Source organism: Campylobacter coli (genome assembly GCA_039516895.1).
GTDB classification, from domain to species: domain Bacteria; phylum Campylobacterota; class Campylobacteria; order Campylobacterales; family Campylobacteraceae; genus Campylobacter_D; species Campylobacter_D coli_B.
Genome location: CP154437.1, coordinates 339,056 through 363,345 on the forward strand (window position 1 = coordinate 339,056; position 24,290 = coordinate 363,345).

General features: G+C 30.3%; 24 protein-coding genes and 2 pseudogenes. 15 read left to right on the forward strand and 11 right to left on the reverse strand.

Translation table 11 applies throughout. From position 1 onward, the window contains the following. The 7 genes from AAID94_01600 to AAID94_01630 all read right to left on the reverse strand — a co-directional run bounded on the left by AAID94_01600 (position 1) and on the right by AAID94_01630 (position 4,320). Positions 1-435 carry a flagellar protein FlgN gene (locus tag AAID94_01600; protein ID XAK24242.1) on the reverse strand — a complete coding sequence of 145 codons (435 nt, stop codon included), beginning with the start codon at positions 433-435 and terminating at the stop codon, positions 1-3. A 38-nt stretch (positions 436-473) separates the two neighbouring features. Next, on the reverse strand, positions 474-671 hold the full coding sequence (locus AAID94_01605) for a flagellar biosynthesis anti-sigma factor FlgM (GenBank protein ID XAK24243.1): 198 nt from the start codon (positions 669-671) through the stop codon (positions 474-476). Between the two features lie 63 nt (positions 672-734). Beyond that, positions 735-1,076, reverse strand: coding sequence for a rod-binding protein (locus tag AAID94_01610; protein XAK24244.1), 342 nt, complete (start codon positions 1,074-1,076; stop codon positions 735-737). Next, positions 1,076-2,122, reverse strand: coding sequence for a flagellar basal body P-ring protein FlgI (locus AAID94_01615; protein ID XAK24245.1), 1,047 nt, complete (start codon positions 2,120-2,122; stop codon positions 1,076-1,078). Before AAID94_01615 ends, AAID94_01610 begins: the two co-directional genes overlap by 1 nt. Before the next feature lie 62 nt (positions 2,123-2,184). Continuing rightward, the gene (gene rsmD, locus AAID94_01620; protein ID XAK24246.1) at positions 2,185-2,874 is read right to left on the reverse strand and encodes a 16S rRNA (guanine(966)-N(2))-methyltransferase RsmD; all 690 of its coding nucleotides are present in this window, start codon (positions 2,872-2,874) and stop codon (positions 2,185-2,187) included. Beyond that, positions 2,867-3,250, reverse strand: coding sequence for a hypothetical protein (locus AAID94_01625; GenBank protein XAK24247.1), 384 nt, complete (start codon positions 3,248-3,250; stop codon positions 2,867-2,869). The genes rsmD and AAID94_01625 overlap by 8 nt, the downstream gene beginning before the upstream one ends. Beyond that, entirely contained in the window at positions 3,247-4,320 is a 1,074-nt protein-coding gene (locus tag AAID94_01630; GenBank protein XAK24248.1) for a DUF5644 domain-containing protein, read from the reverse strand. Before AAID94_01630 ends, AAID94_01625 begins: the two co-directional genes overlap by 4 nt. A gap of 81 nt (positions 4,321-4,401) precedes the next feature. On the opposite strand from AAID94_01630, the gene AAID94_01635 reads away from it, so the two are divergent. The 3 genes and pseudogenes from AAID94_01635 (at position 4,402) to AAID94_01645 (ending at position 6,742) form a co-directional block, all read left to right on the forward strand. Then, entirely contained in the window at positions 4,402-5,223 is an 822-nt protein-coding gene (locus AAID94_01635; protein XAK24249.1) for a thiamine-phosphate kinase, read from the forward strand. Beyond that, positions 5,192-6,310, forward strand: coding sequence for a tRNA pseudouridine(13) synthase TruD (gene truD, locus AAID94_01640; protein XAK24250.1), 1,119 nt, complete (start codon positions 5,192-5,194; stop codon positions 6,308-6,310). The genes AAID94_01635 and truD overlap by 32 nt, the downstream gene beginning before the upstream one ends. A gap of 120 nt (positions 6,311-6,430) precedes the next feature. Beyond that, positions 6,431-6,742 (forward strand): annotated as a pseudogene (locus AAID94_01645) (hypothetical protein). Positions 6,743-6,906: 164 nt separating this feature from the next. Here the strand turns inward: AAID94_01645 and prfB are convergent. Then, complete coding sequence (gene prfB / locus AAID94_01650; protein ID XAK24251.1) at positions 6,907-8,004, reverse strand: peptide chain release factor 2; 1,098 nt, start codon at positions 8,002-8,004, stop codon at positions 6,907-6,909. Positions 8,005-8,077: 73 nt separating this feature from the next. Between prfB and rimO the strand changes: the two genes are divergently transcribed. Next, positions 8,078-9,397 (forward strand): 30S ribosomal protein S12 methylthiotransferase RimO, encoded by a 1,320-nt coding sequence (gene rimO / locus AAID94_01655; protein ID XAK24252.1) that lies wholly within the window; start codon positions 8,078-8,080, stop codon positions 9,395-9,397. After that, on the forward strand, positions 9,387-10,352 hold the full coding sequence (gene tilS / locus AAID94_01660) for a tRNA lysidine(34) synthetase TilS (GenBank protein ID XAK24253.1): 966 nt from the start codon (positions 9,387-9,389) through the stop codon (positions 10,350-10,352). The genes rimO and tilS overlap by 11 nt, the downstream gene beginning before the upstream one ends. Here tilS and AAID94_01665 read toward each other — a convergent pair. From AAID94_01665 to ciaI, 3 genes are read right to left on the reverse strand one after another with little or no spacing between them, the layout of a single operon-like run. Next, positions 10,335-11,045: an EI24 domain-containing protein gene (locus tag AAID94_01665; GenBank protein XAK24254.1), complete on the reverse strand. Its 711-nt coding sequence runs from the start codon at positions 11,043-11,045 to the stop codon at positions 10,335-10,337. The genes tilS and AAID94_01665 overlap by 18 nt on opposite strands. Before the next feature lies 1 nt (position 11,046). Then, positions 11,047-11,736: a dUTP diphosphatase gene (locus tag AAID94_01670; protein ID XAK24255.1), complete on the reverse strand. Its 690-nt coding sequence runs from the start codon at positions 11,734-11,736 to the stop codon at positions 11,047-11,049. Positions 11,737-11,775: 39 nt separating this feature from the next. Further along, positions 11,776-12,339, reverse strand: a complete 564-nt coding sequence (gene ciaI, locus AAID94_01675; protein ID XAK24256.1) for an intracellular survival protein CiaI — start codon at positions 12,337-12,339, stop codon at positions 11,776-11,778. Between the two features lie 76 nt (positions 12,340-12,415). Between ciaI and AAID94_01680 the strand changes: the two genes are divergently transcribed. From AAID94_01680 to AAID94_01725, 10 genes and pseudogenes are all read left to right on the forward strand, one after another. After that, a complete protein-coding gene (locus tag AAID94_01680; protein XAK24257.1) occupies positions 12,416-12,832 on the forward strand; it encodes a hypothetical protein in 417 nt (138 codons plus the stop codon). A 58-nt stretch (positions 12,833-12,890) separates the two neighbouring features. After that, a complete protein-coding gene (locus AAID94_01685) occupies positions 12,891-13,673 on the forward strand; it encodes an ABC transporter permease (protein ID XAK24258.1) in 783 nt (260 codons plus the stop codon). Further along, positions 13,670-14,332, forward strand: a complete 663-nt coding sequence (locus tag AAID94_01690) for an ABC transporter ATP-binding protein (GenBank protein XAK24259.1) — start codon at positions 13,670-13,672, stop codon at positions 14,330-14,332. The genes AAID94_01685 and AAID94_01690 overlap by 4 nt, the downstream gene beginning before the upstream one ends. After that, entirely contained in the window at positions 14,332-15,447 is a 1,116-nt protein-coding gene (locus AAID94_01695) for a capsule biosynthesis protein (GenBank protein ID XAK24260.1), read from the forward strand. The genes AAID94_01690 and AAID94_01695 overlap by 1 nt, the downstream gene beginning before the upstream one ends. A 1-nt stretch (position 15,448) precedes the next feature. After that, complete coding sequence (locus tag AAID94_01700) at positions 15,449-17,080, forward strand: SLBB domain-containing protein (protein ID XAK24261.1); 1,632 nt, start codon at positions 15,449-15,451, stop codon at positions 17,078-17,080. Positions 17,081-17,089: 9 nt separating this feature from the next. After that, entirely contained in the window at positions 17,090-18,037 is a 948-nt protein-coding gene (locus AAID94_01705) for a KpsF/GutQ family sugar-phosphate isomerase (protein XAK24262.1), read from the forward strand. A 5-nt stretch (positions 18,038-18,042) separates the two neighbouring features. Continuing rightward, positions 18,043-19,689 carry a galactosyltransferase-related protein gene (locus AAID94_01710; GenBank protein XAK24263.1) on the forward strand — a complete coding sequence of 549 codons (1,647 nt, stop codon included), beginning with the start codon at positions 18,043-18,045 and terminating at the stop codon, positions 19,687-19,689. After that, entirely contained in the window at positions 19,679-21,076 is a 1,398-nt protein-coding gene (locus AAID94_01715) for a glycosyltransferase family 2 protein (GenBank protein ID XAK24264.1), read from the forward strand. The genes AAID94_01710 and AAID94_01715 overlap by 11 nt, the downstream gene beginning before the upstream one ends. A 3-nt stretch (positions 21,077-21,079) precedes the next feature. Further along, positions 21,080-23,641: a CDP-glycerol glycerophosphotransferase family protein gene (locus tag AAID94_01720; GenBank protein XAK24265.1), complete on the forward strand. Its 2,562-nt coding sequence runs from the start codon at positions 21,080-21,082 to the stop codon at positions 23,639-23,641. A gap of 92 nt (positions 23,642-23,733) precedes the next feature. Further along, positions 23,734-24,039, forward strand: a pseudogene (locus AAID94_01725) (glycosyltransferase). Positions 24,040-24,290: the final 251 nt, after the last annotated feature.

Below are 24,290 nucleotides of genomic sequence, written 5' to 3' on the forward strand. Positions count from 1 at the left end.
TTAAACATTGATTTTAAAAATTGACTCTGGAGTAGTCTTTTTATCTCCATAAGCATTATTTGTTCCATCATTCATATCAAACATTTTATTTACTAAGCCATCAAGAAAATCTTTGACAATAAGAACGAATTTCGCGTATTCTTTATTTGTGGTATGAAGGGTTTGTAAATTTTTTTTAAGTAGATCTAATTTTTGCTTATCTTCCTCATCAAGCAATTCGCTTAGTCCTTTTGTAGAGCTATTATTAAGTTCAACTAAAGCAGAATCAAGTCGCTTTTTAGCAGCGCTAAATTCAGCAATAAGCTTGTTTTTTTCTTCAACACTTGAAGCAACCGTATCATGCTTTGCAATTTTTATATTTTCTATATCTTCTTGTGTTAATTCTATGAGTTTTGTTAAGATAGCATTGACTTCATCTAATCTTTGTTTAAGCATTTCATTCTCCTTTTTAACTCAAAAAAAGGAGAATGAAATCAAATTAAAGATTCCGCTATTGCTTGAGCTGTAGCTTTTGTGTCTATTTTATAGCTACCATTTTTGATTTGCTCTGCAATTCTCGCAGCTTTATCATTCTCTGTTTTTTGAGTATCGTTTGTTTTAGTTTCTTTATCTGTTTTTGTTGTATTTAAAGTGGCATTCCCCACATAACTTTGTTGTATAGGATTGATCATTTCTGCCTCCTTTGATCTTTATATAAATCCTCTACAAACTATATCGGCTAAAAATTAAAAAACTTAACCCCTTTCTTTTAAAAAATCGTATAATAATTTTGAAAATCCCATACCGCCACTTAAGGCCTTACTCATGGTATCATTATACATAGATGAATAAATTTCATCACTTGCATCTTTCCCAAAAAGTGAATTTTGAGTTTTTAAAGATACATCTAAAACTTGCTTTAGAAAAAAAGCTTCAAAAGCATCAGTTTGCTCTTTTAAGGCTTCATCTTCTTTGGTTTTTGTTATTATCTCATTGTTATTGATTTTAAAATCAGATTCTAAATTTCTTGCTTTAGCTGCACGTTCAAGCAAGGCATTATTCATACTATAAGTGCTTAAAAAATTATCTACTTTCATTAGATGATCTCCAAATCTGCATTGATAGCGCCCGCTCTTTTTAAATTTTCCATAATAGCGATGATATCATTTGGCGTTGCTCCAAGTTTGTTTAGCATTCTAGCAATGTTTGCAACTGTACTTTTGGCATTGTTGATTCTTAGGGTGTTTGAATTAGGATCTACAAAGCCACCATCTTTCATATCGATTTCATTTTGAGCCGCTGCTGCATTATTGTTTGGATCAATTTTTATGGTAATGTCTTTATGAGTGATTAAAACAGGCTCAACCTCAATATCCACTCCCGCGATCACTGTTCCTGTTCTTTCATCGATAATTACCTTACTTTGAGGAGTATAAGCAATATCTTGCTCTAAAACTCTTGCCATAAAATCAACATTAGAAAGATCTTCAGGTTTTTTAAGTTTTACTGTGCGAGAATCAATAGCTCTAGCTACTTCTTCATCAAATATGGTATTTAAAATTCTTTCTATATCACTTGCTGTTTTAAAATCCGCTACTTTTAAGCTTAGGGTTAAATCATCAATTTGGCTAAAATTTTGTGGAATTTCTCTTTCTACATTAGCCCCGCCCATCACAGTAGCAGCAGTAGAGTGAGAGCCTGTTCCTCCTGGTCTAGCAGTTAATCCTCCTGTTGAGATAGAACCTTGTGCGATAGCATAAATTTCCCCATCGATTCCACGAAGTGCGGTAAGTAAGAGTGTTCCACCTTGCAAAGATTTTGCATCGCCCATAGATGAAACTGTGATATCAAGTTTATCTCCACTTTTTGCAAAGGCTGGAAGTTTGGCTGTTACCATAACCGCTGCTGTATTTTTTGATTTGATATCGTTAGGATCTACTTTGATATTCATACCCTGCAAAAGATTGGATATGGATTGTAGTGTAAATTTCGAGCTTGTTCCATCTCCGCTACCATTTAGCCCTACAACAAGACCATAGCCTATAAGTTGATTATCTCTTACACCTACGGTATTGGCTATATCTTTTATTTGTGTTGCAAAAACACTTGTCATCAAAAGTAAAAAAAATGTTAAAACCCTCATCGATTCTTCCTTTAATCTGATAGTTAGAATAAAAGAAGCAATAAGTGTTCCAAGATTAAAATTTATTCTTCTAGAATATTTTTTTGATAAAAACTAAGACTGGTTGATCCGAATTTTTTTTCTTTTGTTTTGGTAAAATTTGCTATATTATCAGGAGTTTTTATTTTGGAGTTATGCTCTAAAATGATACAAAATAAAGCATCTAATTTTAATTTTTCCAAGAAATTATAAATTTTTTCATAAATTCCACTAAAACCTTCTCTTATATCAAAAGGTGGATCAAGATATAAAATAATATTTTCTTTAGAATCTTCTATAAGTTTGGGTAACATTTCAAAAGTATTAGCATGAATTACTTTTAAATTTGTATCTATATTTTTAGCATTTTCTAAAGCGATTTTATAAGCGTTTAAATCAAGTTCTATGGCATAAGCCTTAAGAGCGTAATTACTCAAAGCTTCAGCAGCCATTAAAGCACTTCCTCCAAAAGCTTCGATAAAAATTTTATTTCTTAAATCTGATCTTAAGACATTAAAAACACATTTTTTTACAATACTTTTAGTGCTTCTTGTGGTTTGAAGACTAGGTAAAAGCAGTTTTTTGCCTTTATATATGCCACTTTCTATGCTTGTATATAATTTAGGCAAAGTTTTTTTGATTTTTTCTTTTTTGTTGGGCTGGGTAGAGTCATTAAAATGGATATTTTTTTTACCCTGTAAAAAATCCTTAACACTTACAAATTCATTATTCATACATTAAAGCTTTAACTAATTTATCTTTAAGCTCACTGATAGCAAGATCTATCTTGCTTTGATAGTCTTTTTTAAATTCATTTGCGATTTCATCTATCCTTGCTTCTAGTACCCTTCTTCTTTCATCAGCCAGCTTTTGAGCCGTTGCTTTTAGGGCGCTATCGAATTCATTTAAGGAATTTATGAGAGTTTCTTTGCTAAAAGGCACACTTAAAAAGGGTGAGTTTTTGGCGATAATAAATAAAGGCTTTTGAGTAGAGATTTTCTCATCACTTATAATAAAATCACAATCTTTTTTCATCACTAAATGCTCTTTTAAAAAAAGCTCTAAGGCTTTTTCGATGATCAAATCTTTACATTCTAGAGAAATTTTCATATCAAACTTACTTTCAAGTCATGATTTTGCAAAGAAGGATTTTTAATCCCTTGGATTAAGGAAAGGAATTCAAAATAGCTCAAAACATAAAAATCCTTAAATTCTCTTCCGCTACTTTGCATAAGTTTTTTCGAGCAAGTGTCAAACATATAAAAATCTTTTGCTTGATTTACCACTATAAAATCAGCACCGCTATCGTAAGCATCAAGGATAATATTTGCTGCCATTTTATAGCTAAGTTCAGGATTTAGATGAAGCAGGGAAAATCCATTGTTTTTATCGCTATTTTCATAAGAGATAAAATGGGCTTTGATTTTTGATTTTATATCATCTTTGATCTTAAAACCATAACAAGCGATATTAAAATTATCAAAATCATATTTTACTTCACCAAGCTCTTTGATTTCATTATCAAAAGCATTGATTTTTGGTAAATCAAATTCTAAAGCAGCCTCATTGATAAGTTTTAAATCTATGATTTCTTTTTGTAAATTTTTGATGATATTTTCCAAATCTTCATTTTTACTTGGCAGATGATAAAAGATACCTTTTTGCGTGTCACAAATTGTCTTTAAAATTTTTATTTTTTTGTTAGGATATTTTTCTATCATTTTTGAAGCCAGATAAAACACTGCATCGCCCATATATTCAGGTAAAAAGTCTAAAATTTCACTTGAATAATACAAATAATCATATTTTTCATAAAGCTTTTTATCTTCTTCATTTGCAAATGGAGCAAGGTATTTAAATTTTTCTAAAAAATCATCTTTATTGATGATAAGATCTTTTACCGATCTTTTGGTGCTTAGCGGCTCTATGGTAAGATTAAAATCATACTTTTTGACTAATATATCCAAAGCTGTGTCTAATGGTAAAAATTCTTTATTGACTACGATATAGCTTTTATCATTTTTTTCAAAATCAAAATAAATATCATCATCTTGCACTTGCAAAAGCAAGTCATAAAGAGTGGCAAAATTTTCATAATTATCATAAACATAGGGTTTATAATAAGCCTCATAATCTTTTTGTTTATCAAATCTAAAAATTCTAAGTTCTAAATTTTTCATGCTTTTTCCTTTTGATAAGTATTATATAAAATTTTTTTAAAATTCACTAGAATTTAAAAGGAAATTTTATAAAATCTTTTCATGAATAAGGAAGATTTTATAATCAAAGCTTTTTTAAATGAAAAAAACGGCGATGATGGTGCTATCGTCGATAAATGGTGCTTGAGTAAGGATTTGTTTTTTGAAAATGTGCATTTTAAAAGAGAATGGCTTACTTTAGAGCAAATTGCTACAAAAGCAATGCTGGTAAATATTTCAGACGCTATCGTGATGAATGCTAAGCCAAAATATGCACTTTTAGGGCTTGCCTTGCCAAATAGCCTAGGTGAAGATGAGATTAAAGCCTTGCAAAAAGGTTTTTTAAAAACAGCTAAAAAATTTAATATCAAAATTATAGGCGGTGATACGATTAGTAATGATAAGATTGATATTAGCATTACTATCATTTCTAAAGTGAGAAATAAGGCTGTTTTTAGAAAAGGACTAAAAAAAGGACATTTGCTTGCTTATACAGGGGTTTTGGGTAAGAGTTTAAGAGGGCTTGAAATTTTGCAAAATGGCGGCACTTTAAATTCAAATCATGTATTTATAAAACCAAAATTAAGGCCTGATTTTTTTTATGAAATCGCACCTTTTATATCTTGCGCTATGGATATTTCAGATGGTTTAAGTAAAGATTTATCAAGACTTTTAGCGCAAAATAAATGCGGTATTTCTTGGTTTAAAACACTTGATGATTATGCGCTTTATAGTGGGGAAGAATATGAAATTTTATTTGCATTTGATGAAAAAGAGTATCCAAAGATAGAAAAAATTGCAAAAAAACATGGCGTAAAAATAAATATTTTTGGAAAAGCAGTGAAAGGAAAGTATGAATTTAGCGGAAGAGAACACCATTTTTAAGCCTTTGTATAGTTTAAAACATAGTCCTATTAACGCGTATTTTAGTAAAAATAGTGATGATTTTGTGGTGCGTGAAAGGCCTTTGTATGAATTTAGTGGCAAGGGCGAACATCTTATCTTGCATATCAATAAAAAAGATTTAAGCACCAATGAAGCTTTAAGAATTTTAAGCGAAGTAAGCGGGGTTAAGATGCGTGATTTTGGCTATGCTGGGCTTAAAGACAAGCAAGGCTCTACTTTTCAATACCTTTCTATGCCTAAAAAATTCGAGAGTTTTTTGGCTAATTTTTCTCATCCTAAGCTTAAAATTTTAGAAACTTTTATTCATGAAAATAAATTAAGAATAGGCCATTTAAAAGGAAATTCCTTTTTTATACGCTTAAAAAAAGTTTTACCTAGTGATGCTTTAAAATTAGAGCAGGCTTTGATAAATTTAGATAAACAGGGTTTTGCAAATTATTTTGGTTATCAACGCTTTGGAAAATTTGGGGACAATTACAAAGAAGGGCTTGAAATTTTACGTGGTAAAAAGATGAAAAATGTCAAAATGAAGGAGTTTTTAATCTCTGCTTTTCAAAGCGAGCTTTTTAATCGTTATTTGAGCAAAAGAGTGGAATTATCGCATTTTGCAAATGATTTTACTGAAAAAGAATTAGCACAAATTTATAACATCTCTAAAGAAGAAGCTAAGGAGCTTAAAAAACAAGAGCAGTTTTTTAAGCTTTTAAAAGGTGAAGTTTTAGGGCATTATCCTTTTGGAAAATGCTTTTTATGCGAGGATTTAAATACCGAGCTTGAACGCTTTAAGGCAAGAGATATTAGCGCTATGGGGCTTTTAATCGGCACTAAAGCCTATGAAGCAAGTCAAGGACTGGCTTTAAATTTGGAAAATGAAATTTTTAAAGACGCTTTGGAATTTAAAGCTAAAATGCAAGGCTCAAGACGCTTTATGTGGTCGTATTTAGAAGATGTTAAATGGCGTTATGATGAGCAAAAAGCTCATTTTTGCATGGAGTTTTTCTTGCAAAAAGGCTCTTATGCTACTGTGGTTTTAGAAGAGATTTTGCATAAAAATTTGTTTGAATGAAATGATTGCGAGTTAAATTTTAATGTGATTTTTACTTTAAAAATTTATTACAAAAATGATATTTAAATTTTTAAATTTAGGTACAATTATATTAATTTAATTTTTAAAATAGGAGCAAAAATGAAAAAAATTTTAACAAGTGCTTTGGCTTTGGGAGTTATGACTTTGATTATAGGTTGTGGCGATGGCGATTTAGTCGAGTTAAAAAACAATGGCAACGATCAAGCTATGTTTGATTTAGGTAATCAAGAGATTATGAAAGAATATCCAAATTATAAGCTTTATGATTATACTTCAGTCAGAGCAATTAGTGATTTTAAAGATCCAGAAGGTAAAATCAAAGAAATGAAGCGTGATTTAGAAATAGCTAAATATCCATACTCAAACTATGTTTTCTTATTAAATCCAAACGATAAAAAAGACTATAAAGTTGTTTATGTTTATTGCGATAGTGATCTTAAAAAAAGAATTTATTGTCCTGTGGTTAATGCTTATAGAATTTATGCAAGATAATAAAACAAGCGGGAAAATCCCGCTATCTTTCTAATTCTTTTTTATACCGACATTCTGCGGAAATTACTTATTTTTTAAGCCTGTTACTCTGATTTTAAAGCAATCAAAACACCCTCTATCATTTTTTTAATATCCCCATCAAGGATATTATCTACTTGAGAGAAAGCCTCGCCACTTCGATTGTCTTTGACTTGTTGATAAGGGAAAAGCACATAAGAGCGGATTTGATGCCCCCAGCCTATCTCACTTTTTTCACCTGCATTAGCACTATCTTGTTGTTTCATGAGTTCAAGCTCATAAAGGCGAGATTTTAGCATTTTAAAAGCGGTGGCTTTGTTTTTGTGTTGGCTTCTATCATTTTGACATTGTACGACTATACCGGTTGGAAAATGTGTGATTCTTACGGCTGATTCTGTTTTGTTGACATGTTGTCCACCCGCTCCACTTGCTCTATAATAATCTATTCTTATATCTTTTTCTTCGATTTCTATTTCTATATCATCATCAAGTTCAGGGCTTACCATAACGCTTGAAAAGCTTGTGTGGCGGCGTCCTGCGCTATCAAAAGGAGAGGTTCTTACCAAGCGGTGAATTCCATTTTCAGCTTTTAAATACCCATAAGCATTTTCACCCTTAACCAAAAAGCTCACATCCTTAAGTCCTGCTTCTTCACCCTCTTGAAAGTCTAAAGTTTCGACTTTAAAGCCTTCTCTTTCGCAAAATCTTAAATACATTCTATAAAGTATGCTTGCCCAGTCATTGCTCTCTGTTCCACCCGCACCAGGATGAATAGAAACAATAGCATTTTTGCCATCATTTTCTCCGCTTAAAAGCATGGAAATTTCAAGACTTGTGATGGTATCTTCAAGTTTTGGCGCATCATTAAATAAAGCTTCAAGCGTTTCTGTATCGTTTTCGCTGTTGGCTAGATCGAAAAGTTCGCTTGCGTCATTTAGAGCATTGAAAGCATTTTCGTAGTTTTTTAGTAGATTGGTAATCTTGGTTTTTTCTTTGCCTATGATTCCTGCTTGCTTGACATCATTCCAAAAAGAAGGAGAATTTTCAAGCTCTTCGATCTCTTTAAGCCTTGTTTGGATGTTTTCAGGCTTGATGATAGAGGCTATGTTGCCGACTTTGTTTTTTAAAGTTTTTAAAAGTTCGCTAAATTCGTAATTATCCATAAAATTTCTTTGCTATAATTATATTTTTAAAATCAAAGATTATATCAAAATAAAACTTTAATATAGGAAAAAAATGTCAAAACTTTATCTTATGTCTTTAGGCTGTAATAAAAATTTAGTCGATAGCGAGATTATGCTAGGGCGTCTTAGCACTTATGAGCTTTGCGATGAGCCAAGTAAGGCTGATGTTTTAATCGTAAATACCTGTGGCTTTATAGATAGTGCAAAAAAAGAAAGTATCAATGCGATTTTAGATTTGCATGAGCAAAGAAAAAAAGATTCGCTTTTGGTTGTGACGGGTTGTTTGATGCAGCGTTACCGTGAAGAGCTTATGAAAGAACTTCCTGAAGTTGATCTTTTTACTGGTGTGGGTGATTATGAAAGAATCGATGAAATGATACTTAAAAAAACCAATTTATTTTCAAATTCGACTTATTTGCAGGGTGAAAACTCCAAACGCATCATCACAGGTTCTAATTCGCATGCTTTTATAAAAATCGCTGAAGGTTGCAATCAAAAATGTTCTTTTTGTGCGATCCCAAGTTTTAAGGGTAAGTTAAAATCGCGTGAAATTTCTAGCATTATAGCCGAGCTTAAAGATTTGGTGGCTAGGGGTTATAAGGATTTTTCTTTTATCGCACAAGATACGAGTTCTTATTTGTTTGATAAGGGTGAAAAAGATGGACTTATACGCTTGATTGATGAGGTAGAAAAGATCGAGGGTATTAAAGCAGCTAGAATTTTATATCTTTATCCTACAAGTGCGAGTGAGGCTTTGATCAAACGCATTATAGCTTCTAAAATTTTTGTAAATTATTTTGATATGCCTTTGCAACACATTAGCGACAATATGCTTAAGATTATGAAGCGTGGAGCAAATAGCACAAGATTGAAAGAAATGTTAAATTTGATGAAAAGTGCACCTGATAGCTTTTTGCGTACGGGTTTTATCGTAGGGCACCCAGGTGAAAGTGATGTGGATTTTGAGGAGCTTTGTGAATTTATCAAAGATTTTGGTTTTGATAGAGTGAGTGTTTTTGCGTATTCTAAAGAAGAAGATACAGCTGCTTTTGATATGGAGCAAGTGCCTTTTAAAGTGATCAATAAAAGACTTAAAATCATAGAAAAAATTGTAGATGAAGTCATAGAAAAAAGTTTTGAAAAAGAAGTGGGAAAAAAGCGCTTAGTTGTTTGTACAGGTGAGAGTAGCGAGGGTGAGTTTTTTATCGCAGCTAAAGATTTAAGATGGGATAGAGAGATTGATGGAGAAATTCTTATCAATGAAAGCGAATGCGGGAATTTGGAAATGGGACAAATTTATGAATGCGAAATCATTCAAAATGTTGATAAAAAGCTCATAGCCAAGGCTTTAAGAAAAATAGATGCAAATTAAAGATGAAATTTTATCCTTTTTAAAAAAGGGTAGAAATTTACTCGCTTTTTCTTATGGAAGTGATTCTAGTGCACTTTTTCATTTTTTAGTGCAAAAAAAGATTGATTTTGATCTTGTGATGATTAATTATAAAACGAGAAAAAATAGCGATTTAGAAGAGCAAAAAGCCAAGGAGCTTGCCTTGGAATTTCATAAAAAAATTTTTATAAAAAGTGCTCCTGTGATAAAGGGGAATTTTGAAAAAGAAGCTAGGGATTTTCGTTATGATTTTTTTGAAAAAATATGTCTTGAGCAAAATTATGACAAGCTTATCTTAGCTCATCATCTCAATGATCAATTGGAGTGGTTTTTAATGCAGCTTTCTCGCGGAGCGGGTTTGGCCGAAATTTTAGGCATGCAAGAGTGTGAAAAACGCTCAAATTATACACTTTTACGCCCTTTGCTTTTTACGAGTAAGGATGAAATTTTAAGTTATTTAAAAGAGAATGATATTTTTTATTTTCAAGATGAGAGCAATGAGAATGAAAAATATTTTAGAAATTATATAAGAAAAAATTTTTCCAATGCCTTTGTGAGTAAATTTCATCAAGGTTTAAAAAGAAGTTTTTCTTATCTTGATGAGGATAGAAAAAAACTCTATGATTTGGAGTCTATAAAAGAAATTCAAGGTCTTATGATTTGTCCTAAAAATGAAAGTTTGATTGCTAAGGCTGTAAAAATGAAAGGTTTGCTTTTAAGTGCAGCACAAAGAAAAGAGTTTTTGAAGGGCGATTGTGTTTTAGGTGGAAAAATAGGCATCGTGTATAAGGATGAAAAGGCTATCGTTTTTAAATATGAAACTTGTCAAAAATTGCCAAAAGAATTTAAAGAAGCTTGCAGAATCGCTAAAATACCAAGACTTTTAAGAGCTTATTTATACAATCACAAAATCGATATTTCATCCCTTAACTTCTAATTTTAAAATTCTTTGATAAGCTAAATGTGTTAAAAAAATCACAAAAAATACTTGCAAAAAAATTCCTAAAAGCGGGATAGATGAGAGCAAGTAAAAACATAAAGTGCTGAATTTAAATTCAAAGGTAGATGCTTGAGCGTTAAAAATTTTAAAATTTTCTTTATCCAAAACCGAACTTGTTATATCAAGCATTAAAAGCTTATGAAAAAGATAATAAAAAGCAAGATAATACACAAAAAGATTGATAAAAGGCAAAAACAAAGCCAAGGTGCAAAGTAAAAAAATTCCTATAAATTTTAAAAATATTTTGAAAATTTCAAAAATTATATACATATTTGAGATGTTTTGTACTTCGTGATGATAGTATTTGTTATTGATTTGTTTTACGATGAGAGGAGTAAGAAAAGAGGTGATAAAAAGGGCTAGGAAAACTGAAGCAAAAATTATAACAAAGCCTGAAAATAAAACACTTATAAGCGTAATTAAAATTTGAACAAAATGAAGAGCGTAAAACCATGCCCAAAACGAGTCTTCTCCAACACTAAATAAAGAATTAAAATAATCAAGCAAAAAAGAAAAACCAAAAATTGCCAAAAATATCATCAAAATAAAACTAAAAGTAAGTGGAATTAAGGCAAATTTCAAAAATTGAAGTGTGAAAAAATCCTTAATAGCAAGTCTTAAAATTTTCAAATTACACCTTTTTATAATATTCTTCTAATTTTTTATAAATAGTATCAAAATCAAGCTCTTGCTCTAAAATTTCAGCCAATACTTCATTATCTTCTTTTCCGTTCCAATCTTTCTTATAGGTACCTTGTTTATAGCCATTGTTTTGTCTAAAAATATTTAAAATATTTTTTCCTATGTAGGTTTTATAAAGAATTTCAAGATTAAGTCCGCATTTAATCGCTAGGATAAAATAATTAGAAAGTAGCTCTCCAAGGCTAAATCCAAAGCCACTGCATTTATGAATGATAAGCTCTATGTCGTTTAAAATGCTATAAAGATCATTTTCGCTAGGATTGCCCTCTTCTTTACAAAAATCTTGAAAAACGCTAACTGAGATGATTTCATTCGCTATAGCTTGGAAATTTTTATCATTTTTATTTGTATATTCTTCAAGTAAAAGACTGAGGATAAAATGCCAAATATCTACGATTTCCATACGAACATTTTCCCAATTTGTAGGGCTTGAAATGTTTTTCCAATGTTTCCAAGCAAAAGAATCTATAAGTTCGGCACATTCCATATAAATACAACGTCTCCAGCTGATGAGTTTTCCTTCCTTGGTATAACCTTCTTCCCAATTTAAACCATTAGTTTCATCATTGAGTTTTTGTTGGAGCTTGAGCATATTTTCTAAAATTTCAACATTTTTCATCTTGTGCCTTTTTTAATTTTTTATGATTTATTATAAAATTTAAGCGTAAAGATTTAAACCTTTTTCTGCATTATTTTGATTTTCTTTAGCTTTTTCTTGCTGTTTTTCAAGCTGCTTTTTCATTTGCTCTAACACTTCATCTAGTAGTTTTTTGCTATCTTCAAGCATGGATGCATTGATATCTTTATCATTGCTTTGATTTTGTTTGAGTAAATCACTAAGTTTATTTGTAAAATTATTCATGATAGCATTTTGATGGTTTTCATCATTTGGCGTTGGCAATACATTTGCCATTTGCATTGCTGATTCTATGATTTCTTTTGGTTTTAATTCTCCTACTTTAGAATTTGCCAAAAAGTCTTTTATCATGGGTTCGACTTCTTTCATTGCATTTTTTATCTCATCAAGATCGGCTTGGGTGAGTTTAGAGCCTTCAAAAGTGAAGCTAAAACCATATTGGCGTTTAAGATTAAGACTTTTACCTTCTTCATCATTGCTATAACTTAAGCTTTGATTATCATACATAGACAAGGCTAGGTGTTTGCCACTTTTTGTTGTATAGTCCATTGAAAAACTTTGATTTTTGCTCGCATCAATTTGCATTTTACTCCCCTTGTGTTGATATGCTTAAAATGAAAAATCGGTTATTTTTTAAAAAAATTTAGTATAATTTTACCCAATGGATGAAAGAATTTTAGAATTTATAAAAAATGAGCAGCTTTTATCTTGGGCTATGAGTGATGAAAAAGGTGTTTATATAGCCAATGCTTTTTATGTCTTTGATGAAAAAAATTTAGCTTTTATCATCGCCTCACATGAAGATACGAAGCATATAAAATTAGCTAGCGAAAATCCTAGCATAGCACTAAATATAGCCAAAGAAAGCAAGATAGCTTTTTTAAAAGGTATCCAAGCTAAGGCCAAATTTAAAAGCGCAAGCAAGGAGCAAATAAAAATTTATTTTTCAAAATTTCCTTTTGCAAAATTGGATAAGAGTGCAAAAATTTATGCCTTAGAGCTTGATTGGCTGAAATTTACAAACAATGCTTTAGGACTTGGCAAAAAGCTTGAATTTTATAAAGATAAAATTTTATGATTTGTTTAAAAAAATGAGTTATGATTATAGCTTATGCAAAAATTAGGTATATAAATAAATGTTAAATGTAATTCACGCTTTGTTTTTTAGAGAATTAAAGACTAGATTTGGTAAAAATAAATATCTGGGTTATTTTTGGGTTATTGGCGAGCCTATGAGTGTCATTTTAATACTTACTACCATTGTGACTATTCTCAGAGAATATCATCATCAACTAATGCCTGAAGGGATTTCTATTTTTATGTTTTTAATTTCGGGTATAGTTCCTTATTTTATGTTTAGAAGTATAGTTACTCAGCTTATGAATGGTATAGGAGCAAATTTAGCTCTTTTTGCTTACAAACCTGTAAAACCCATACATGTTTTTATCGCTAGGACTTTACTTGAGTTTTGTATTTATTTTGTTATATTTGTAGCAGTATTGTTTATAGTGGGTTGGTTTTTTAGATTAGAAGTTATCCCTAGGCATTTTTTAAGCGTGATGGTTTGTATATTTTTGCTTATGTGTTCGGGTTTTGCTTTGGGTATGGTTTTTGCTATCATCGGATATTTTTTAGAGCCCTTAAAGACTTTGCTTAATTATTTTAGTATAGTATTTTATTGGGGTTCGGGTGTTATCTTTCCTACTTGGCTTATGCCAAAACCTATTCTTGATATATTTTATTATAACCCCTTGCTTCATGTTATGGAGCTTTTAAGATTTAATTTTTTTGAAAATTATCCTTTGCAAGATGATTATACTTATACTTATCCTATATTTTGTATCATATGCACTTCTTTTGTGGGACTTTTTTTATATTATTACAATAGACAAGCTTTAACAGCAGTGAGAAGAACATGATAAAAGTTTTAAATTTAACCAAATCTTATCCTTTATTTAATGGCGGAAGGCATTATGTTTTTAAAGATTTTACTTTTGAATTTCCTGAAAATTGTAGTATAGGTTTAATGGGTAGAAATGGTGCAGGAAAATCAACTTTAATGAAGCTTTTAAGTGGCTCTGAGCTTCCCGATAGAGGAAAAATCATCACCAATAAAAAATTTTCTTGGCCCTTGGGTCTAAGTGGAGCTTTTCAAGGATCCTTAACAGCTAGAGATAATGCTAAATTTGTAGCTAGGGTTTATGGCTATAAGGGTGAAGAGCTTCATGAAAAAGTCAAATTTGTAGAAGATTTTGCAGAGCTTGGCAAATTTTTTGATGAGCCTATGAATACTTATTCTTCGGGTATGAGTGCTAGGATAGCTTTTGGGCTTAGCATGGCTTTTGATTTTGATTATTATCTAATCGATGAAGCAGGAGCTGTAGGAGATCCTAAATTTAGAGAAAAAAGCCATAAATTATATAAAGAAAGATTGAGCCAATCTAAAGTGATCATGGTTTCACACAATGTGGCTGAAATTAAAGAATGGTGTGATAAAATTATCTTTATGGAAAATGGAAAAGCTACTGTTTATGATGATGTAGATGAGGGCATAGCTGTCTATCAAGGAAAAAAATAATGACAAAAATAAATACATTTTTTAATAAAATTAAAGATCTAAGTATTTTTGATTCTTTCAAGATAGTATGGATCTTGATGATTTTTGTGATCATTTATTATATTTTAATTGCCGCTGATCGTTATGTAAGTACTATCACCATGAGTGTAAAATCAACTACTGGAAGCACTCAAGCAAGCGGGGTTTTATCGCTTTTAACCGCAACTTCTAATACTAATGAAGATATCAAGTTTTTACAAGGCTATATAGAATCGCTTGATATGTTAAAGATTCTAGATGAAAAAATTCATCTAAAAAAACTTTACAATGAGCAATATATCGATTTATTTTTTAGCTTATCAAGTTCTAGCTCTATAGAAAGTTATTTAAAATATTATCAAAGCCGCGTTAAAGTACATGTGGATGATAAAACAGGACTTTTAAATGTCGAGGTTGAAGGATTTACTCCAGAATCTGCGCATTTAATCGCCAAAACCATTATGCAAGAAAGTGAAAAATTTATCAATGAAATTTCACACAAGGCAGCAAGAGAGCAAATGAGCTTTGCGGAAGAAGAATTGGTAAAATATAAAGAACGCTATCAAAAAGCGCAAAATGATTTGATTGCCTTTCAAAATAAATACGGAGTTTTTGATCCTCTAAAACAAGCAGAAGCTAAAGCCGGCTTAGTAACTCAACTTGAATCAGATATCGCTCAAAGAGAAGCTAAGCTTTTAACCATGCAAAGCTATATGAATGATAGCGCACCTGAAATTGTAACCCTAAAGGCTGAAATCGCTGCTTTAAAAAAACAATTAGTTAAAGAAAGATCTAAAATTTCAGCCGATAATTCTTCTCAAAAACTCAATGATCTAGCTGCTAAATTTCAAGATCTAACCATAGAAGCAGGCTTTGCTCAAAGTGCTTATGAGGCGGCTTTGAAAGCTTATGAAAGTGCAAGGATAGAAGCTTTAAGAAAGATTAAACAACTAGTTATCGTTCAAACCCCTGATGTACCCCAAAGTGCAAAATACCCTGAAAAAATTTATAATATCTTAACAGCATTTATTGTATTATCTTTGATTTTTGGGGTGATTAAATTTGTTAAAATGATTATAGAGGAGCACAAGTATTAAAATGAAAAAAATATTAATTTTATTTTTAAGTTGTATTTTTTGTTTTGGAGCTATAGATGTTTCACAGATTAGCGCAAGCGGGAATTCTGGCACAACTAGCTCTTCTCAAAATATAGAAAACAATATCAGCAAGAGTGCCCCTGCTCAAATTCCTGTATTTGGTGCAGAATTATTTAATGGAAATTTCAAAAATTACACTCAAAGGGTTTATAATCCTGACTATAAAATCGCAGTAGGCGATCAAATCAGTCTTAAAATTTGGGGTGCGGTTGAATTTGAACAAATTTTAGTTGTGGATTCTCAAGGAAATATTTTTATCCCTAAGGTAGGAGCGGTAAATTTGCTAGGGGTAAAAAATAGTGCTCTTGTAAGTGTGATTAAAGCTCAGGTAAATAAAATTTATAAAAATAATGTTTTTGTTTATGCGGATATGAATGCTTATCAAAATGTTAGCGTTTTTGTCACAGGCAGTGTTAATGCTCCAGGGCTTTATCAAGGTCTTAGCTCGGATTCTGTGATCCAGTATCTTGATAAGGCAGGCGGGATAAATTTAGAATACGGAAGTTTTAGAGATATTCAAATTTTACGCAATAATGCTGTGATTAAAAAGATAGATTTGTATGATTTTTTACTTAAGGGTCAAATGGATCTTTTTCCTTTTAGAAGTGGTGATGTGGTTTTGGTGGGCAATGTCCAAAGTTATGTTTTTGTAAATGGAGATGTGCAAAGGCCGTTTCGCTTTGAGCTTGCAAATGATATTAAAACTTTATTTGATTTAGCTCGCGTAGCAGGTGCAAAACCTATAGTAACTAATGCGATACTAAGAAGTTATGGAAATGATCATAAGCTTGAAGTAAGTGCCTATAATAAAATGCAATTTTCTAAAGTTTTATTAAAAACGGGTGATGAGGTGCAGTTTAATCCCGAATACATTTCGCAAAATATCAGCATAACAGTCAACGGTGAGCATAGCGGGCTTAAAACTTTGGTAGTTCGAAAAGGAACGACGTTAGAGGATGTTTCAAGACTGATCGTGGCAAATGGGCAATCGGACATGAATGCCTTGCAAGTTTTTAGAAAAAGTGTTGCTAAAACTCAAAAAGATCTTATCAATGCTCAGCTTAAAGAGCTTGAAACCCTTGCTTTAACTAGTCCTTCGGTGACTTCTCAGGGTGCAGCTATCAAAGCAGAACAAGCAAAATTGATACTTGAGTTTATCCAAAGAGCAAGAGAATTGGAGCCTAAGGGGCAAATTGTCATCGATAAACCAAAATCTTATGGAGAGGTTATATTAGAAGAGGGTGATACCATCAATGTCCCTAGTAAAAACAATCTTATCATAGTCCAAGGTGAGGTTACTTTACCAGGAGCTTTTGTTTATAATAAGGGTGAAGATTTAAAATACTATATCAATCTTGCAGGAGGTTATGGAGAAAGAGCAGATACCTCCAAAGTACTTGTTATACGCAACAATGGCAAGGCTCAAAGATATAGTGGAAGTGTTGATATGATGCCAGGTGATTCTGTCTTAGTTTTGCCTAAGGTCGAAAGTGAGAATTTACAAATTTTTTCTATGCTAACGCAAATTTTATATCAAATTGCCGTTGCAACGAATGTAGTATTAAATATCTAAGGTGTGATAATGGATGCTTTAAAGATAGCTAAAGAAGTTTTTGCGACAGAGGCTAAGGCTATAGAAGATTTGGCTTTAAATTTGGATGAAAATTTTTCTAAAGCCATAGAACTTATGCTCCATACAAAGGGGCGTTGCATAGTCAGTGGCATGGGTAAATCAGGCCATATAGGAGCTAAGATAGCTGCGACTTTAGCAAGCACAGGAACTCCAAGCTTTTTTATCCATCCTGGAGAGGCTTTGCATGGGGATCTTGGGATGCTTACTCCTGATGATGTTTTGATAGCTATTTCAAATTCAGGCGAGACTGAAGAGATTTTAAAAATCATCCCTGCGATTAAAAAACGCAAAATTCCTCTTATAGCCATGTGTGGAAAGAAAAACTCTACTCTTGTAAAACAAGGGGATATTTTTTTAAATATATCTGTAAAAGAAGAAGCATGCCCTTTGCAACTTGCTCCGATGTCTTCGACAACTGCTACTTTGGTAATGGGCGATGCTTTAGCAGCTGCTTTGATGAAGGCTAGAAATTTTAGACCTGATGATTTTGCTCTTTTTCATCCAGGTGGAAGTTTGGGTAGAAAGCTTTTAACTAGAGTAAGTGATCTCATGGTATCTAAAAATCTTCCTATAGTTCATCCTGATACTGAATTTAATGATCTTGTTGATGTGATGACAAGTGGGAAATTAGGACTTTGTTTGGTGCTTGAAAATGAAAAGTTAGTAGGCATTATAACCGATGGGGATTTGCGCCGTGCTTTAAAGGCTAATGATAAACCAAGATTTGATTTTAAAGCTAAAGAGATCATGAGTATAAATCCTAAAGTGGTCGATGCTGATGCTATGGCAAGTGAGGCAGAAGAGATCATGCTAAAGTATAAAATCAAAGAAATTGTTGTTTCTAAAGAAGATAAAGTAGTGGGTATCATACAGCTTTATGCGATAGGGAATGTGTAGTATTTATGCCCTTATTATCTGTGATAATACCTTTTGGTTTGAGTAAAGAACGCTCTTATATACAGGAAAGAGTTTATGAAAAGGCACAGTATTTTAAAACCGATGAAAAGATAGAATTTATATTTGTCGAGGGTTATTCTTCGCAAGAGCATAACCTTAAGACATATATTCTAAAAAACAATCATATTTATCTCAAAGATGAGAATCAAAAAGAGTATTTTTCTCAAGGCAAATGTCGAAATTTTGGTGCTAGTTATGCTAATGCTAGTGTACTTTTATTTTTAGATCTTGATTGTTTTATTTCTTTTGATAGTCTTGAAAAAATTTTAAAACTTATAAAAATCAAAAATATCTTAAACAATCCCAATGCTCTTTTAGTATTGCCCGTAGTATATTTAACGCAAGAGGCTAGTGAAATTTTAAAAGAATACCCAATGGATTTATGGGATGTATTGATTCAAGAAGATTTAATCAGTGGAAAAAATTTTCTTGTTAAGTTTTTTGCTCCAAGTTCGACTTCGAGTTTGATTATCAATCGACATAAATTTTTAGAAATTGGCGGAAATAATGAAAATTTTATAGGTCATGGCTATGAAGATTTTGATCTTTTTGCTAGAGTTTTAAACTCTTGTTTAAAATTTGAGAAGGTGCCTTTAAATTTAAATTATGATTCTAGAAATTGGAATTTTTATAGCTTTAAAGGTTTTCGTTCTTGGTTTTCTTTACTTGGTTATGAGCTATGTTTTTATGGAATTTATATGTACCATCTTTGGCATATAGAGCCAAATCAAAATGGTTATATGGATAAAAAGCATAAAAATCATAAGTTATTTTACAAACACTTGAAAAAAATAAAAGATTATTCTATAGATCCTTTGCAAATTTCAAGTGTAAAAAATACTAAAATTTTAGTTATTGCAAATAAAAAATATAATTTTAGAGCTTTGAGCGTTTATTTGGGTAAGTTCGTTTATAAAAGCTTAGATGAGCTTGCTTATCAAAATAAAAAAGAAATTGAAATTTATTTACAAGAAGAAAAATTCGATAAAATTTTACTAGATAAAAATATATACAACGAAGATTTGCACGAAATTTTTAAAAACTATCTTTGTGTGTATTTTGAGCTTGGAATTTTACCTGATTCTTGGTTGTTTTATAAAGATGCCAATGAGCTTTATGATAGAAGGTATTGGGATATTGATTTAGATAAATTACAAATTAAAGAAATGCAAGCTTACATCACTTCTTTGAAATTTGAAGAAAAAAAGAAAATTCTTACTTTTATCCAGAAATTAGGATTTAGTAAAGATGATGATTTGTATAAAATTGTTTTTTATTTAAAAAATGAGCTTTATAGTTTTGCTAAAAATGATGGTTTTTATCAAATTATTTTTGATAAGAAAAAAATGCTTATGTTGGGAAATTATGACAAAGAGTATTATTCTTTAAAATCTTTTGTTTATAAGCCTTATTTGTATGAGATAAAAAGGGTGAGATTTTTTTCCAAAATTTTAGAATTTTTGGGTTTAAATTTCTTATTAAGTTTGATTTCGCAGACTAAATTTTATCGTTTAGCAAGAAAATTATTTTTTAATCCTAAGGATTTTTTTAAAGATTCTAAATTTTATAAAAGACATAACAATGCAAACTAAAACCGTCGGTGTAGTAATCCCTATCTACAATGTAGAAAAATATTTAAGAGAATGCTTAGATAGTGTTATCAATCAAAGTTATACAAACTTAGAAATCATACTTGTAAATGATGGTAGCACAGATGAAAACTCATTAAACATAGCAAAAGAATATACTTTAAAAGATAAAAGAATTACTCTTTTTGATAAAAAAAATGGTGGTCAAAGTACAGCTAGAAATGTAGGTATAGAATACTTTAGTGGAGAATACAAACTCAAAAACAAAACCCAAACTATCAAAGAAAATTCTTTAATAGAATTTAACATAGAAGGTAATAATCCTTATGAAATATACACTGTATATAAAAGCTATAAAGCTTTTAATGATGAAAAAGATTTAACAAAATTTACTTATCCTATTATTGATTATATTATCTTTTTAGATTCTGATGATTATTGGGAATTAAACTGCATAGAAGAATGTGTACCTAGAATGGATGGAGTAGAGGTGGTTTGGTTTGATTATAGAGCGGTGTATGATAAAGTCAAAAGAAAACATCTTAGCCAAATGACTCACTTTGATTATAAAAATGAAGTGATTATCACTTCAAAAGAATGGCTTGATCGAGCTAAGGAAAGAAGACTTTTTTATTTTTGGTTTGCTTGGCAAGGTATGGTAAATTTTACTTTTCTTAAAAACATAAAACTAAAATTTATCAAGGGGATATTTGCGGAAGATTGTCATTTTGGGGTGTTATTGTTTACTTTGAGTAAAAATATTTATATATTTCCAAAGCAAATATATATTTATCGTTTACGAGAATCAAGCTCTATGAATTTTACCCGTAAAAAATGGGTGATACATCCTGATTCGCATTTGAAAAAGATTGATATTTTTGAAAATTCGAATGAGACAAGATTATATTATGAGACTACAAGTTGGATGCAAATCGCACTAGAATTTATAAAATTTATCCATTCTAAGCATCATTTAAGCGATGAAATTAAACAGCATTTTTTACCAGTAGTTTGCAATAAAGCTTTAACTTTACAAAAATTTGATAAAGATCCATTGTATCTAAAAAAATACGCCAAAAATTTAAAAATATATATACAAAATCAACCCTTAGGTGCAGTTAGCAGAGTGAAAGAATACCTTTCTTATAAAATTGCAAAAGAAATTTCTAGAAAAAAAAGTATAATGAAATTAACATTAGCTTTTAGTGTTGTTAAGGTATCTGTACAACATCAAAAAGAAGTGAGAAGATATAAAAAAGATATTAAAAGAGATGTTTTAAATAAAAGATTGCCTTTGGAATTTTATAAGGATTATCAAAGGGCTTTAAGTTTAAGAAATCAAAGATTGATTCAAATATTGCATAATGTAAGCTTAAAATTAAAAGGCTGATATATGATTTTAAATTCTAAAAAGTTAAGAAAACTTAGAGCGAATCCAAAACTATTTTTCAAAGATGCTATAGAAAAAAAATCCTTTTGGCTAAATAATACTTATAAAAAATATCTTCCTAAAAAATACAAAGGCTTTTCCCAGTATGTAATAATATCAGCTGTATATAATGTAGAAAAATATTTAGACGATTATTTTAAATCCATAATAAACCAAAGACTTGACTTTAAAAAAAACATTTTTATGATACTTGTAGATGATGGCTCTACTGATAATTCTGCACAAATAATCAAAAAATACCAAAAGAAATATCCTAAAAATATCGTCTATCTTTACAAAGAAAATGGCGGACAAGCTAGTGCTAGAAATTTAGGCTTAAAATATATGCAAGAAAATCATTATAAAACCCCTTGGGTTACTTTCACCGATCCAGATGATTTTTTGGATAGAAATTATTTTTATGAAGTAGATAAGTTTTTAGCAACTCACCAAGATGATGATATTTGCATGATAGGGTGTAATATAATTTTTTATTATGAAAAGCAAAAAATACATAAAGACAATCATCCATTAAATTTTAAATTCAAAAGTGGTGTAGAAGTTAAAGAAAATTATAATCTTGATAGTTTTATACAATTATCTGCCGCTAGTTGTTTTATGAATATTGGATATCTTGATAAATTATTATTTGATGAAACACTAAAACCCAATTTTGAAGATGCTAAATTTATCAATGAATATTTGCTGGATAATATTGATTTAAAAAGCGCTTTTCTACCAAAAGCAAAATATTTTTATAGAAAAAGGGAAGATGGTAGCTCGACTTTGGATTCAAAGTTAAAATCAAAAGATTATTATTTGAATGTAACTAGAAATGGGTACTTAAAGATTTTAAGTGATTGTGTAAAAAACAAGAGGAGTATTCCTTTATTTATACAAAATTTAGTTTTATATGATTTATGTTGGCAAATTAAATCTCTTATTAATTCTCCTGAAAAACTGTCTATTTTAAACGAAAGTGAACAGCAAGAATACTTAAATTTGCTAGATAAAATTTTCTCTTTTATTGAAATAGAAATAGTGGACAATTTCCCTCTAGTCAGTTGCTGGTTTTTTCATAAGGTGGGAATTTTAAATTGCTTTAAAAACGAAAAACTATCATTTCAAATATCCTATATAGAAGATTATGATCCATATAAAGAACAAATTTTACTTACTTATTATACTGGTGATGATAAGGATATAGAAAGTATTCTTGCTGATGGGGAAAAAGTATATGTAGATTATGAAAAGATTGTTAAATATGATTTTTTAGATAGAGTGTTTTGCTACCAAAAAAGATTATGGGTTTGTATTCCAAAAAATGCTAAAGATAAGTTGGAAAATTTTATCGACGGAGAGCAAAGTAAAATAAGTTTTAATGGTAAACACTATCAAAGTATAAATATCAAAGATATCAGACAAGAATTTCAAAAAAGATTACCAAAAAGTAATATTTGGCTTTTTGCTGATAGAGACTATGAAGCAGATGATAACGCAGAGCATTTATATAGATATATAATGCAAAATCATCCAGAACAAGAAATAGTTTTTGCATTAAGAAAAGAAAGTTCAGATTGGGAAAGATTGAAAAAAGAAGGATTTAATCTAGTAGAATTTGGAAGTTTTGAGTTTGAGAGGATTATAAAAAAAGCATCAAAAGTGATTAGTTCTCATGTTGATGAGTGTTTGATGAGATATGTTACATTAAAACAGCAATTTGTTTTTTTGCAACACGGTATTACACAGAATGATGTTTCCAAATGGCTTAATTCCAAAAAGATAGATTTGTTTATAACTTCAACAAAGGCCGAGTACGACTCTATAGCAAATGATTATAATCACTATAAATTTGGAAAAAAAGAAGTGGTTTTAACAGGTCTTGCAAGGCATGATGTCTTATTAAAAAATAATAAAACCAATACTAAGCAAATCCTTGTAATGCCGACTTGGAGAGTCAATATAGTTGGTACTGCTATAAATTCTGGAGTGAGAGGATTAAAAGATGATTTCAAAGAAAGTGAATATTTTCGAAAATGGAATTTATTATTAAATAGCAATATCTTGCAAAAATTATGCGAAAAATATGATTATGCTATAGTTTTCAATCCTCATCCCAATATTATCCCCTATTTAAAAGACTTTAATATCCCTTCTTATATTAAAATAGCCAATCACAATGAAAGCTTACAAGAATTATTTTGTAATTCATCTTTAATGATAACGGATTATTCTAGTGTAGCTTTTGAGATGGCGTATTTAAATAAACCAGTGATTTATTATCAATTTGATCGAGAGGATTTTTTTAATTCTCATACTTTACAAAAAGGATATTTTGATTATGAAAAAGATGGTTTTGGTCCTATTGTGGAAGATGAAGAAAGTTTATTAAAAGAGCTTGAAAACTTACTGCAGAATGATTGCAATCTTTTTGGTATTTATAAGGATAATATAGATTCAACTTTTGCTTTTAAAGATGGCAAGTGTTGTGAAAGAATTTATAAGGTAATAAAATATGATAAATGATAAAACAATTTGGACATTTTGGGAGCCTAAAGATAAGATGCCTAGATATGTAAAACTTTGCATAGAAACTTGGAAAGTTTTTATGTCAGACTTATAGGGTTATTATGCTTGACTATTCAAATTTGTATAATTTCTTACCAAAAGATTTTTATGGTGAAAGCTTGTATGAAAATTTTTCACTTCCAAAGCAGGCAGATGTCATTAGGGCAGCGGTGCTATATTTATACGGTGGAATTTGGCTTGATACTGACACAATTATTACATCTTCCAAGATTAAATATTTTTTCGAGAATCCTACCAACTTTTCTATTTTTTTGAGTCACATAGGTGTGCTTAAAGCAAAAAAGGTTCTATTATTTGCTTTAATTGGTTTCAAGAATGCCAAAAAAGAATATTAAATTATAGAAAAATTAAAGAATTAAATGGTGACCTAAGGCAATTTGAAGCTTATTATTATCTTGGAAATGGACCATTAAATCCTAATATTGAAAAATTTAAAATAATAAGAATGAGGTTTCCATTTTTAATGGGGTAAAGAATAAAGTAATCATAGAAGCCTTTTGGAGAACAAAAGATGAAAACAAGGAAGGAAATGCGATTGTAAATTATCAAGAATTCTATTTTTTAAATGATTATAATGATTTTGTTT

What these genes read in the sequence shown, in the direction of transcription:
- AAID94_01700 (XAK24261.1), top strand. Translation starts at nt 15,449, where the DNA reads ATGAAAAAAATATTAATTTTATTTTTAAGTTGTATTTTTTGTTTTGGA.
- AAID94_01630 (XAK24248.1), bottom strand. Translation starts at nt 4,320, where the DNA reads ATGAAAAATTTAGAACTTAGAATTTTTAGATTTGATAAACAAAAAGAT.
- AAID94_01715 (XAK24264.1), top strand. Translation starts at nt 19,679, where the DNA reads ATGCAAACTAAAACCGTCGGTGTAGTAATCCCTATCTACAATGTAGAA.
- AAID94_01600 (XAK24242.1), bottom strand. Translation starts at nt 435, where the DNA reads ATGCTTAAACAAAGATTAGATGAAGTCAATGCTATCTTAACAAAACTC.
- AAID94_01635 (XAK24249.1), top strand. Translation starts at nt 4,402, where the DNA reads ATGAATAAGGAAGATTTTATAATCAAAGCTTTTTTAAATGAAAAAAAC.
- AAID94_01710 (XAK24263.1), top strand. Translation starts at nt 18,043, where the DNA reads ATGCCCTTATTATCTGTGATAATACCTTTTGGTTTGAGTAAAGAACGC.
- rimO (XAK24252.1), top strand. Translation starts at nt 8,078, where the DNA reads ATGTCAAAACTTTATCTTATGTCTTTAGGCTGTAATAAAAATTTAGTC.
- AAID94_01610 (XAK24244.1), bottom strand. Translation starts at nt 1,076, where the DNA reads ATGAAAGTAGATAATTTTTTAAGCACTTATAGTATGAATAATGCCTTG.
- AAID94_01720 (XAK24265.1), top strand. Translation starts at nt 21,080, where the DNA reads ATGATTTTAAATTCTAAAAAGTTAAGAAAACTTAGAGCGAATCCAAAA.
- AAID94_01695 (XAK24260.1), top strand. Translation starts at nt 14,332, where the DNA reads ATGACAAAAATAAATACATTTTTTAATAAAATTAAAGATCTAAGTATT.
- rsmD (XAK24246.1), bottom strand. Translation starts at nt 2,874, where the DNA reads ATGAATAATGAATTTGTAAGTGTTAAGGATTTTTTACAGGGTAAAAAA.
- AAID94_01685 (XAK24258.1), top strand. Translation starts at nt 12,891, where the DNA reads ATGTTAAATGTAATTCACGCTTTGTTTTTTAGAGAATTAAAGACTAGA.
- AAID94_01705 (XAK24262.1), top strand. Translation starts at nt 17,090, where the DNA reads ATGGATGCTTTAAAGATAGCTAAAGAAGTTTTTGCGACAGAGGCTAAG.
- AAID94_01690 (XAK24259.1), top strand. Translation starts at nt 13,670, where the DNA reads ATGATAAAAGTTTTAAATTTAACCAAATCTTATCCTTTATTTAATGGC.
- AAID94_01625 (XAK24247.1), bottom strand. Translation starts at nt 3,250, where the DNA reads ATGAAAATTTCTCTAGAATGTAAAGATTTGATCATCGAAAAAGCCTTA.
- AAID94_01670 (XAK24255.1), bottom strand. Translation starts at nt 11,736, where the DNA reads ATGAAAAATGTTGAAATTTTAGAAAATATGCTCAAGCTCCAACAAAAA.
- AAID94_01680 (XAK24257.1), top strand. Translation starts at nt 12,416, where the DNA reads ATGGATGAAAGAATTTTAGAATTTATAAAAAATGAGCAGCTTTTATCT.
- prfB (XAK24251.1), bottom strand. Translation starts at nt 8,004, where the DNA reads ATGGATAATTACGAATTTAGCGAACTTTTAAAAACTTTAAAAAACAAA.
- ciaI (XAK24256.1), bottom strand. Translation starts at nt 12,339, where the DNA reads ATGCAAATTGATGCGAGCAAAAATCAAAGTTTTTCAATGGACTATACA.
- truD (XAK24250.1), top strand. Translation starts at nt 5,192, where the DNA reads ATGAATTTAGCGGAAGAGAACACCATTTTTAAGCCTTTGTATAGTTTA.
- AAID94_01615 (XAK24245.1), bottom strand. Translation starts at nt 2,122, where the DNA reads ATGAGGGTTTTAACATTTTTTTTACTTTTGATGACAAGTGTTTTTGCA.
- tilS (XAK24253.1), top strand. Translation starts at nt 9,387, where the DNA reads ATGCAAATTAAAGATGAAATTTTATCCTTTTTAAAAAAGGGTAGAAAT.
- AAID94_01605 (XAK24243.1), bottom strand. Translation starts at nt 671, where the DNA reads ATGATCAATCCTATACAACAAAGTTATGTGGGGAATGCCACTTTAAAT.